The 10998-nt window shown below is 55.2% G+C and carries 8 protein-coding genes and 2 pseudogenes; 6 read left to right on the top strand and 4 right to left on the bottom strand.

Going from position 1 to position 10998, the window contains the following annotated elements; genetic code table 11:
- Window positions 1–165 precede the first annotated feature (165 nt).
- A pseudogene (locus AC2FND_RS18105) lies at window positions 166–859 on the top strand (IS5 family transposase).
- A 148-nt stretch (window positions 860–1007) separates the two neighbouring features.
- Here AC2FND_RS18105 and AC2FND_RS18110 read toward each other — a convergent pair.
- The 4 genes and pseudogenes from AC2FND_RS18110 to AC2FND_RS18125 all read right to left on the bottom strand — a co-directional run bounded on the left by AC2FND_RS18110 (window position 1008) and on the right by AC2FND_RS18125 (window position 3316).
- Window positions 1008–1208 (bottom strand): YgaP family membrane protein, encoded by a 201-nt coding sequence (locus tag AC2FND_RS18110; protein ID WP_496771173.1) that lies wholly within the window; start codon window positions 1206–1208, stop codon window positions 1008–1010.
- 65 nt (window positions 1209–1273) lie between these two features.
- Window positions 1274–1915 carry a Crp/Fnr family transcriptional regulator gene (locus AC2FND_RS18115; protein ID WP_496771174.1) on the bottom strand — a complete coding sequence of 214 codons (642 nt, stop codon included), beginning with the start codon at window positions 1913–1915 and terminating at the stop codon, window positions 1274–1276.
- A gap of 190 nt (window positions 1916–2105) precedes the next feature.
- Window positions 2106–2201, bottom strand: a pseudogene (locus AC2FND_RS18120) (IS6 family transposase); the annotation flags it as partial.
- A gap of 329 nt (window positions 2202–2530) precedes the next feature.
- Window positions 2531–3316, bottom strand: coding sequence for a DeoR/GlpR family DNA-binding transcription regulator (locus tag AC2FND_RS18125; RefSeq protein WP_496771175.1), 786 nt, complete (start codon window positions 3314–3316; stop codon window positions 2531–2533).
- A 202-nt stretch (window positions 3317–3518) separates the two neighbouring features.
- On the opposite strand from AC2FND_RS18125, the gene AC2FND_RS18130 reads away from it, so the two are divergent.
- From AC2FND_RS18130 to AC2FND_RS18150, 5 genes are all read left to right on the top strand, one after another.
- Window positions 3519–4466 (top strand): ABC transporter substrate-binding protein, encoded by a 948-nt coding sequence (locus tag AC2FND_RS18130; protein ID WP_496771176.1) that lies wholly within the window; start codon window positions 3519–3521, stop codon window positions 4464–4466.
- A 76-nt stretch (window positions 4467–4542) separates the two neighbouring features.
- Window positions 4543–5565, top strand: coding sequence for a quaternary amine ABC transporter ATP-binding protein (locus tag AC2FND_RS18135; RefSeq protein WP_496771177.1), 1023 nt, complete (start codon window positions 4543–4545; stop codon window positions 5563–5565).
- Complete coding sequence (locus AC2FND_RS18140; protein WP_496771178.1) at window positions 5562–7553, top strand: ABC transporter permease; 1992 nt, start codon at window positions 5562–5564, stop codon at window positions 7551–7553. Before AC2FND_RS18135 ends, AC2FND_RS18140 begins: the two co-directional genes overlap by 4 nt.
- Window position 7554: 1 nt before the next feature.
- Complete coding sequence (locus tag AC2FND_RS18145) at window positions 7555–8436, top strand: phosphotransferase (protein WP_496771179.1); 882 nt, start codon at window positions 7555–7557, stop codon at window positions 8434–8436.
- A gap of 8 nt (window positions 8437–8444) precedes the next feature.
- Window positions 8445–10889, top strand: coding sequence for a GcvT family protein (locus AC2FND_RS18150; RefSeq protein ID WP_496771180.1), 2445 nt, complete (start codon window positions 8445–8447; stop codon window positions 10887–10889).
- The last annotated feature ends 109 nt before the right edge of the window (window positions 10890–10998 follow it).

A 10998-nucleotide genomic window follows, 5' to 3' on the forward strand; every position in this document is an offset into this window, starting at 1 on the left:
AACGTGGTCAGGCCACAAGGCTCAGACGCCATACACCGCCCCGTCAGCAACCTCGGCAAAAGTGGCTGACGGGGGTCAAGTTAGCAAACTCGAGATACAGAAGGCTCAGGACCCATTGATTTCGGTGGAGCGACATGATTCAGCGTTCAAAATCCACCGGTGAACATGTCTGATCTTTTCTGGCTGAGCGACGCGCAGATGGCGCGTTTAGAACGCTACTTCCCAAAGTCCCACGGCAAACCGCGTATGGACGACCGGCGTGTCCTGAGTGGGATTATCTTCTTAAACCGCAATGGCTTGCGCGGGAGGATGCGCCGAAAGAGTATGGCCCGCTAAAAACGCCCAACAACCGTTGGAAGCGCAGGAACGATAAATACATCTTCGCACAGATGCTGGTCGGGTTGGCGGCCCGGCACGGTGAGAAGAAGACTGTGATGATCGCCGCAACCTACCTGAAAGCCCACCGAACGGCGTCCAGTCTGGGCGTCAAAAAAGGCGCGGTCGCCTGATCGGGCGAACCAAGGGTGGCAAGAATACGAAACAGCATGCAATCTACGACAGCTGGGGCCGACCGCTCAACCTGTCCGTCACGGTCGGTCAGGTCAGCGACTACATCGGCGCGCGGGCGTTGCTCAGCTGCCTTCCAGACGTCAAATGGATGCTCGGAGACAGAGGGTATAATGCCGACTGGTTCAGAGAAGCTTTGAAAGACACGGGGATACGCGCCGGCATTACAGGCTGGAAGCAACGCAAGACCCCGATGAAATACGACAAGCGCCGATACAAACGGCCCAACTGCATCGAGATCATGTTCGCCAGACTTATGGACTGGAGGCGGGTCGCAACCAGATGCAACTGATGCCCCAGGGCATTCTTCTCTGCCATCGCTCTCGCCGCAGTCGTCATCTACTGCCTGTAGAACTCAATGAGTCCTGAGTCTGAGGAACGCCGCGCAACGCCAGGACCCAGACGAATCCAAGTGTTGCGCGAAGCAAGGGTAGGACGTGTTACGGCTTGGCTTGCTTGTTGGTGCACAGACCCAGAAGCGCATAGATCGGACAGAATTTCATGAAGGCTGTCACTACAAACACAGCCCCAAGCCAACCCCAGGGGCCGATGGTACCGGTCAGTGCCAGAAGGATCAGCACGCCACCGAGGACCAGGCGCAAAATCCGGTCGACAGAACCAACATTAGACGTGAATTTCATGGTCGAATCTCCTTGATTGTCTGGTCCAAGATTCGCTGTTTATTAGCTCGTGTTATGTGACGACGTCACACAACCCCCGTTCTGGCATGGTGGTGCAGGGCTGGGCGGTCCTGAAGATGAATCACACCTCGCTCAAGCTTGATCCACCCCCGTTGTTCAAAATCCTTGAGGATACGGGACATGACTTCGCGCGCGCTGCCCAGTTCGGCTGCAATGCGCTGGTGCGTGGTGCGAATATCGCCCGAATGCGCGCCCTGATCCAAAAGCCACTGCGCCAGTTTCAGGTCCATCCGGTTAAGTAGAAGATCATCGATAACCTCGGACAGCTCAACAATGCGTTGTGAAAACGCCATGAAGACCGCACCCCGAAATTCGGCATCTGTGGCCAGCAACGTGTTGAACTTGTCCCGGCCGATGGCCAGCGCCGTGACCGGCCCCTCGGCATAACCGAACCCTGAATAGGGGATGTCCGACAACATGCACGAGGTTGTCATAACGCAACTGTCGTACGGGCCAACCCGATAAAGAACAACGGTGCGCCCCGACGGGCTGGTTTGTTCCACCCGAACGATGCCCGACCGTACGATCAAAAACACCTCACCGTAAGCGCCCGGTGCAAAAAGTTGGGATCCGTCTGGTACAGTCAGACTACTTCCTGCGGACTTGAGCCGGTCGAGAATTGCCTGGCTCCAGTTCTGTTGGGTCACTGCTTTACCTCCGTATCACGCTCTTGTCCGGATTTTTCGCCCTGGGACCCATGCGGGAAAACCCAATAAGTCTGTGACAAACCTTTCTGCATGAGATCAACGTCGAAAATTCTGTCAATTCAAGCCTTGAATGCTAAACCCACCGCCACCAAACACAGTACCGAAAACCAATTTTCAAAGGTCGCGCGGTGTTGTCTCTTGAAACCCCGCGCTCGGCCTTGATTTCTTCCAGGTCTCGAAAGGAGATAATGCGCTGAATGCAAAAGAAAATAGCAATCAGAATCACGTCCTTCGGGTACTGTGCGCCTTTGAAAGAATATCATCAGCAAGCTATGAACGGGTTTCTACCATTAACCGGGCACGCCAAAGCCGCATGACCGTGAAAGACCAAAAGTCAGCACTTGAGCCCCTTATTTCTGCCCACCTACAGCTCAGACCTCAATGCCATCGAATTGGCTTTCTCCATGCTCCAGAACTTACTTGCAACGCATTGACGCCAGTGTACTTGAAGCATTGCGCGAGACGCTCGGCGTCATCTTTAACCCATTCAACTCGCACGAATGCAGGATCCTCCTCAAGGCTAACGAACAGGTCTCTGATTAAGCACAAAACGCTTTAGTCCGACCCTGCGACAACAACTTCGATATCATTTTTGTTGAGCATGTCCTGGATGTTTGCAGGAGGAAGGCGATCGGTAAAAAAAACATCAATTCCAGCCATGTTCTGCAGAGATATCGGAGCCCGCTTGTTGAATTTTCCGCTGTCGGCGACGACGATGCGAACCTGCGCATTTTCTGCCGCCGCACGTGCGATATTGGCTTCTTCAAGATCATGAAGCATGAAACCCAAGTCGCCATTCACGGCTCCAACCGAGAACACTGCCAGCTGTACGTTGAAACGCTTTACAAGATCCAATGCCTCTGCACCGAAAGCACCCCCATCATGGGCACGCAGTTCTCCACCCGCCAGAAACACCCGGTTGTTGTTGTGCTTTGACAATGTGTAAGCGACGAAAACCGAATTTGTGACAACAAACAGGTCTTTGTGCTTCCGCAGTGCAAGCGCGACGTAAGCGGTTGTCGAACCAATATCCAGAAATAAGGAATCCCCGTCGCTTATGGTGTTTGCGACTGCCCGGGCTATTGCTTCTTTCGCATGCGCTTGCGTTCCCAAGCGGTTTTCAAAAGGTGGTTCTATTGCGTCTTCGCTAAGATGTACGCCGCCGTGAACCTTCCGCACGATCTTGCGCTCTTCCAGCGCCTTGACGTTGCGCCGGATCGTTTCATTGGAAACATTCAGTTTTTGAGCCAAGAGGCTGACTCTGCACGACCCGCCCGCATGTTGCAGCTCGCGAAGGATTTCTTCTTCGCGCTGATTTGTGGTTTTTCGTGGCTTTAACATGCGACCTCCTGAAAGGGGATACGGCAGTCACCCCAATAAAACAATATTGCACCCAATTCAGTTCTCTTTGGGGCTTTTTGTGTGAATTATAACCATTGTTCGTGGCGAAGTGTGGTTTTTATTGACGTAGTTGTCAGATTGGCGCAGCATGGAAGTGTAATAAACGAAAAACACTCAAAAAGCCACATTCAGGGAGCACAACATGATCAGGAAATTCAAGGCACTACACGCAATAGCATTAGTTGCTGGCGTAACTGCTTCGGCTTCTTGGGCCGCCGAATCGACGGACCCAATCAAACTGACGCTGCATGATTGGTCAGGACAGCTGATCAACACCAAGATAATGGGATCAATCCTGCAAGAGGCAGGGTACAACGTTGAATATGTTCAGGCGGACTATATCGCTCAGTTTGCGGGCCTGAAGACGGGTGATCTACATCTGGCAATGGAAATCTGGGAAACCACCGGGCGTGAAGCACTGGACGAAGCCACCGCCTCTGGCAATGTGGTGAACGTTGGTGAAACCGGTCTGATGGCGATCGAAGAATGGTGGTACCCGACTTATATGAAAGAGCGCTGCCCCGGCCTGCCAAACTGGGAAGCTCTGAAAGACTGTGCAGGGGAATTCGCCACCGCTGAAACCTCGCCAAATGGGCGCTATGTCGGCGGGCCCGTGACCTGGGGCGGTTTCGACGAAGAACGCGTCGAAGCGTTAGAATTGGAGTTTGAAGTTGTCCACGCAGGCACGGATGCTGCGCTTTTTGCTGAGCTGGAATCCGCATATCAGCGCGAAGATCCAATCATGCTGTGGGTCTATGTTCCGCACTGGGCCCCGGCCAAATATGACGGCGAATTCGTGGAGTTTCCGCCATTTTCGGCCGAATGCTACAGCGACCCGTCAGTCGGTGTGAACCCGGATTTGGCCTATGACTGCGGAAAACCGCGCGGTCCGATCTGGAAGGCTGCTTGGTCTGGCCTGCAAGAGAAGTGGCCGGGCGCGTATGACATCATCGAAGCCTACAACATCAATAACGACGAGATGAGCGCTATGGTCGGCAAAGCCGATCTGGACGGTGTTGAAATTGATGCAGTTGTCGCGGATTGGATGGAGAAGAACAAAGACCGTTGGTCCGGTTGGATCTCTAAATAATCTGCTTGACCGAAGCGGTTACCCCGCTCTCCTCTGCCGCTTCGGTCTTTTTCCGTCTTAGTACCGGACACTACAGATGACCCCCACAACAAAACTGTCCTGCCGAAACGTTTGGAAGCTATACGGTCCAAACGCCGAGACCCTTCTGGCGCAAAACCCGAATCCATCGGCAGATGACATTCGAAATGCGGGTGTGATCGGAGCGGTACGCAACGCCAATATTGAGATCGTTGAAGGAGAAATCTTCATCATCATGGGCCTGTCCGGTTCAGGCAAATCAACCCTGGTTCGTTGTCTGTCCAGGTTGATCGAACCCACAAGCGGTGAGGTTCTTTTCGACGACGCCGATCTGCTGCGCGCCAGCGAGAAAGAAATGATTGAAATCCGTCGGCACAAGATGGGCATGGTGTTTCAGCATTTTGCCCTACTGCCGCACCTGACCGTGTTGCAGAATGTGATGTTTCCCCTGACCATTCAGGCTACGCCCAAACACGAGGCCGAAGCAAAAGCGAGAGACGTGGTGGAACTGGTCGGCCTGAAGGGGCGCGAAGACTACTATCCACGAGAGCTTTCAGGTGGTCAGCAACAGCGTGTGGGCATTGCCCGATCATTGGTGACAGAGCCCGATCTGTGGTTTCTGGACGAACCTTTTTCGGCCCTCGATCCGCTGATCCGTCGCGAAATGCAGGACGAGTTTCTGCGGCTACAGGAACGGTTGCATAAAACAATTGTCTTTATCACGCACGACTTTGAAGAAGCTGTTCGCTTGGCCGACCGCATCGCAATTATGAAGGACGGTGAAGTCATCCAGATTGCCACCCCGGAGGAACTGGTGATGAATCCTGCGACCGACTATGTTGCTGAATTCACGCGCCATATTCCGCGCTCCAAGGTTTTGACGGTTGGTGGTGTAATGACCGTCGGCGCTGCGGGTGAAGGTGAGCCCATTGTGCAATCCACCCGCGTCTCGGCCGTGGCGGAACGGATCATCACCGCAGATGCACCAATTCCCGTGACAGACGGCAAAGGTCTGGTTATTGGCGCCATTGATCGCAAGGCTGTGGCCCATGTGCTATTCGGTGAAGGGGAAGCGGTATGAGCCGCCTGTCCCGCAGCCAACTTGTCATTCTGCTGCTTGTCGGACTCACGATCCTGCTGGGGTATTTCGGCAGTAACCTGGGAAAAGCGCTCGATGCGCGCTGGATCACCAAATTCCCGTCGGCCTGGGTCGTCCCATTCAAAACTTATATCTCATCCGCAATGTCCTGGCTGATCGAGGATGCTGCAATCGGCCCAGTTTCGTTCACCGACGTTACCCGCGCTGCTGCTTGGTTGATAGAACAGCCCTATGACCTTGTCTTGTCCCTGCTGGCCGAAGGTTTTGTCACCGGGCAAGGCAACGATGCGCAAGTCATCCTACCTGCGATCAGCTGGATTGTGGTTATCACCGCCGTAATAGCTTTGGGACAGTATTGCCGGGACTGGGGGCTCGCGGCATTGGTCGGCGGCTGCTTTACCTATCTGGCCGTCTTTGGCCAGTGGGACAGCGCGATGGTTACGCTTGCCTCGGTCCTGATTGCGGTACCGATTGGCGCGGGTGGCGGGCTGTTGTTGGGGATATTGGCCTATCGCCACCTGACTTTCGATCGCATCATCTCGCCCATTCTGGACCTGATGCAGACAATCCCGATCTTTGCCTATCTGGTACCAATTCTGTTCATGTTCGGCTTTGGACCGATTTCGGCGCTGGTCGCCACGATCATCTATGCGACACCGCCTATGGTGCGGATCACCACGCTTGCCTTGAGAGCCGTCGACCCCGAGATTTTGGACTTCGGGCGCATGGCAGGCACGACGCAAAAGCAGTTGATGTGGCGCGTTTTGGTTCCTTCCGCCAGCCACAGTCTGATGGTGGGTGTCAATCAGGTGATCATGCTGACGCTGAACATGGTCATCATCGCCTCGATGATCGGGGCCGGAGGATTGGGGTTCGACGTCCTTGCCGCGCTGCGCAGACTGGATATCGGTGCAGGGTTCGAGGCCGGTATTGCCATTGTCGTTCTGGCCATTGCGGTTGATCGCCTAAGTCAGGCTTTCGCCGAGCGTATGGGGCAGGTCCATCACGAGCTCCCCGGCTCGTGGCTCACCCGCCATCGCCGGACAACTCTGGTATTGATCCTGCTGATTTTGACCTGGGTTCTGGGGCAGTTCTCACCCCTGTTGCTGGAATATCCTGAAAGTCAGACGATCACCACTGGCGGGTTCTGGGATGACACGGTCAAATACCTGAACATCAACTATTTCGACACGTTCGAGGCGATCAAGATCTTCTTTCTGACGTGGTTCATGATCCCGATCAAAACGGTCTTGCTGGGAATTCCATGGCCTTGGGCCATTGCCATGCTGACCTTGCTGGGTTGGCATGCAGGGGGCTGGCGGCTGGCACTGCTGTGCGGAGGACTGGCGTCTCTGATCCTCATTTCAGGACTGTGGGCCAAGGCAATGGTGACAGTTTATCTCTGCGGAGCCTCTGTGTTTCTTGCAACTCTGATCGGGGTTCCGCTGGGTGTTGTAGCCGCACTGAACAAACGCGCCGGGACAGTGATTAACCTGTTTATCGATACGCTGCAGACATTGCCCAGCTTTGTCTATCTGATCCCGGTAGTGATGCTGTTCCGTGTCGGCGATTTCACTGCTCTGATTGCCATAGTCCTTTACGCACTGGCCCCGGCCGTGCGTTACGCGGCCCACGGCGTGCGATCGGTCAGTGAGGAATTGATCGAGGCTGGATTGGTTTCTGGCTGCACAGGCACGCAACTCCTGCGCCATATTCGCTTGCCCATGGCCCTGCCCGAAATCCTTTTGGGTATTAACCAGACCATCATGCTGGCGCTGTCCATGCTGGTTATCACGGCCCTCGTTGGCACCCGGGATCTGGGGCAAGAGGTCTACATTGCCCTGACAAAGGCTGACACTGGCCGGGGTCTGGTGGCAGGGCTGTCCATCGCATTCATTGCCATCATCGCTGATAGGCTGATCAACGCAAGCGCTCGTCAGGCACGCATCCGCTTTGGAATGGAGAGTTGATATGACCCAATCCGATCTGATGACCCGCATTCGCAAGCTACCGATCTGGCAGGGCGAGATCAAAGCCACCCCTTTGACGGGTGGGATCACAAATGTGAACTACAAGGTTACTGACAGCAGTGGATCCTACGTGGTGCGTGTCGGTGACGACATCCCTTTGCACCAGGTGATGCGCTTCAACGAACTGGCTGCCAGTAAGGCCGCACATGCAGCGGGTCTGTCACCCGCTGTAGTGTTTTCGTCCAACGAATTGACAGTGCTGGAATTCGTCGAAAGCCGCACTTTGACCGAAGAGGACATACGCGACCCCAGTATGCTGCCGCGGGTGCTGGAGCTCGTGAAAGCCTGCCACCTTGAAGTGCCCAAGCACCTGCGCGGTCCGTCGCTGGTGTTCTGGGTCTTTCACGTCATCCGCGACTATGCCGCCACTCTCACCGAGCGTGGAAGTTCGCACACGGACCTGATCCCGGAACTTGTTCGAATTGGAAATGACCTGGAAGCCGAGGCCGGGCCGTACGACATCGTGTTTGGCCATAACGACCTGCTTTGCGGCAACTTTCTGGACGATGGCACCCGCCTGTGGCTGATCGATTTCGACTACGCGGGCTTCAACTCGCCATTGTTTGATTTGGGTGGGCTGGCCTCGAACAACTCTCTTTCCAATGAACAAGAGGACTGGGTTCTGGAAACCTATTTCCAGGCACCCGTCACCAACCAATTACGTCATCGCTATACGGCGATGAAATGCGCCTCGCTGCTTCGTGAAACCATGTGGAGCATGGTGTCCGAGATCACCTCGGAAATCGACTTCGATTACGCAGCCTACACAAGCGAAAATCTCGCACGGTTTCGCACGGCCCTGACCGACTACAAAAACACCTGAGGACAGATATGACCGACCTTCCAAATACAGCCAAAGCCGTCATCATCGGCGGCGGCATCATCGGCTGCTCGACCGCCTATCACCTTGCTAAGCTGGGTTGGACCGACACGGTGCTGCTGGAACGCAAAAAGCTGACTTCAGGCACCACATTCCACGCGGCGGGCCTGGTGGGGCAGCTGCGTTCGAACGCCAATATCACTCAGCTGCTGGGATATTCAGTCGATCTGTACAACCAGATTGAAGAAGAAACCGGTCTGGGAACGGGCTGGAAAATGAATGGTGGTTTGCGCCTTGCCTGCAACGAGGAACGCTGGACCGAGGTCAAACGGCAGGCCACCACAGCCCATTCCTTTGGTCTGGACATGCAGTTGCTGACTCCGAAGGAAGCTCAGGATCTTTGGCCGCTGATGGATATCGGTGACGTCATAGGCGCGGCGTTCCTGCCTACCGATGGTCAAGCAAACCCCTCGGACATTACCCAGGCGCTGGCCAAGGGTGCGCGCATGGCAGGCGCGAAGATATTCGAAGATACCAAGGCCACCGATCTTGAAATCGAGAACGGCAAGATCCGCGCCGTAATCACTGAACATGGCCGTATCGAATGCGAAAAGGTGATCGTGTGTGCCGGTCAGTGGACGCGCGACTTTGCCGCCAAGTTCGGCGTGAATGTGCCGCTGGTGCCTATGGAACACCAGTACATGGTCACAGAACCATTTGGCGTACCCGGCGACCTGCCAACCCTGCGGGACCCCGATCGGCTGACCTATTACAAAGAAGAGGTTGGTGGGCTCGTCATGGGAGGCTATGAGCCGAACCCGATCCCGTGGGCGGTGAATGGCATACCAAAAGGTTTCCACTACACCTTGCTTGACAGTAACTTCGACCATTTCGAACAGATCATGGAGCTGTCGCTGGGCCGGGTGCCAGCGTTGGAGACCGCGGGGATCAAGACCCTGACCAATGGTCCCGAAAGCTTCACTCCGGATGGCAACTTCATTGTAGGTGAAGCACCAGAGCTGAAGAATTTCTTTGTTGGTGCTGGTTTCAACGCCTTTGGCATTGCCTCTGGCGGTGGCGCCGGAATGGTGCTGGCAGAATGGGCCGCCAAGGGCGAGCCGCCCTTTGACCTGTGGTCCGCCGACATTCGCCGTTTTGGCCGCCCGCATTTCGACACCGATTGGGTTCGCACCCGAACAGTCGAAGCATATGGCAAACACTACACTATGGCTTGGCCTCATGAAGAACACGAGTCCGGCCGCCCCTGCCGCAAGTCACCGCTGTACGATACGCTTATGGATAAGGGCGCTTGCTTTGGTGAAAAACTGGGTTGGGAGCGCCCGAACTGGTTTGCCGACGCATCGCTGGGCGAGGCACCCAAGGACGAATACAGCTTTGGCCGCCAGAACTGGTTTGCCGCCGTTGGCCGCGAACACAAAGCGGCCCGAGAAGCGGCGGTGCTGTTCGATCAAACGTCGTTTGCCAAATTCGCGCTGAAAGGCCCCGACGCCCAGGCGGCGATGAACTGGATATGTGCCAATGATGTGGATAAACCGGTAGGCACTCTGGTCTATACCCAGATGCTGAATGATAAGGGCGGAATTGAATGCGACCTGACCGTGGGCCGCGTAGCGCATGATGAATTCTACATTGTCACCGGTACCGGTTTTGCCACCCACGACTTCGACTGGATCAGCCGCAATATTCCGGACGGGCTGAACTGCCAGCTGTTCGATATCACCTCCTCAAACGCAGTATTGTCGCTGATGGGGCCGAGGGCACGAGATATTCTGGCGGCAGTTACCCGCGACGATGTGTCAAATGACGGGTTCAGGTTTGGCACGATCCGGACAATCGGCATCGCCGGTTGCCCTGTCAGGGCACTGCGGGTGACATATGTGGGCGAGCTTGGCTGGGAACTGCACTTGCCTGTTGAATACGCGCAAACAGTCTATTCTGCGCTGATGCAAGCAGGGCAGCCACAAGGACTGGTAAATGCAGGCTACCGCGCAATTGAATCTCTTCGGTTAGAAAAGGGTTACCGGGCCTGGGGGTCTGACATCGGGCCTGATCACACGCCGTTTGAAAGCGGTCTGGGATGGGCTGTGAAGCTGCGCAAAAACATAAATTTCAAGGGCCGCGCGGCAAGCGAAAAGCAGAAGGCCGAGGGTGTCAAAAAGATGCTGGCCTGCTTCACTGTCGACTCCGATGTGGTGCTGTTGGGCCGCGAAACAATATACCGGGATGGAGAGCGTGTGGGTTGGCTGACGTCGGGAGGCTATGGTTACACGACCGGCAAATCCATCGGTTACGGCTATGTCCGAAATCAGGGCGGCGTCGATGCGGAATTTGTTACGTCAGGCACGTATGAGTTGGAGGTTGCGACCCAACGTGTCCCCTGCCACGTGACACTTCAACCGCTTTACGATCCCAAAATGGACCGCATCAAATCGTAACACATACTCCTGTTATCTGGACGAGGTTGAGGCAAATCTGCCCAACCTCATTGCATCAGAAAACGTACTCATATTCCAGACAACCGAGAGTGTTCGCAGCCTCTCTCAC

The organism is Ruegeria sp. BHSB056, assembly GCF_059613305.1.

Bases quoted from the DNA above. Each gene is read 5' to 3' on its own strand.
- AC2FND_RS18110 (WP_496771173.1), bottom strand. From the start codon at position 1,208: ATGAAATTCACGTCTAATGTTGGTTCTGTCGACCGGATTTTGCGCCTG.
- AC2FND_RS18125 (WP_496771175.1), bottom strand. From the start codon at position 3,316: ATGTTAAAGCCACGAAAAACCACAAATCAGCGCGAAGAAGAAATCCTT.
- AC2FND_RS18130 (WP_496771176.1), top strand. From the start codon at position 3,519: ATGATCAGGAAATTCAAGGCACTACACGCAATAGCATTAGTTGCTGGC.
- AC2FND_RS18135 (WP_496771177.1), top strand. From the start codon at position 4,543: ATGACCCCCACAACAAAACTGTCCTGCCGAAACGTTTGGAAGCTATAC.
- AC2FND_RS18140 (WP_496771178.1), top strand. From the start codon at position 5,562: ATGAGCCGCCTGTCCCGCAGCCAACTTGTCATTCTGCTGCTTGTCGGA.
- AC2FND_RS18145 (WP_496771179.1), top strand. From the start codon at position 7,555: ATGACCCAATCCGATCTGATGACCCGCATTCGCAAGCTACCGATCTGG.
- AC2FND_RS18150 (WP_496771180.1), top strand. From the start codon at position 8,445: ATGACCGACCTTCCAAATACAGCCAAAGCCGTCATCATCGGCGGCGGC.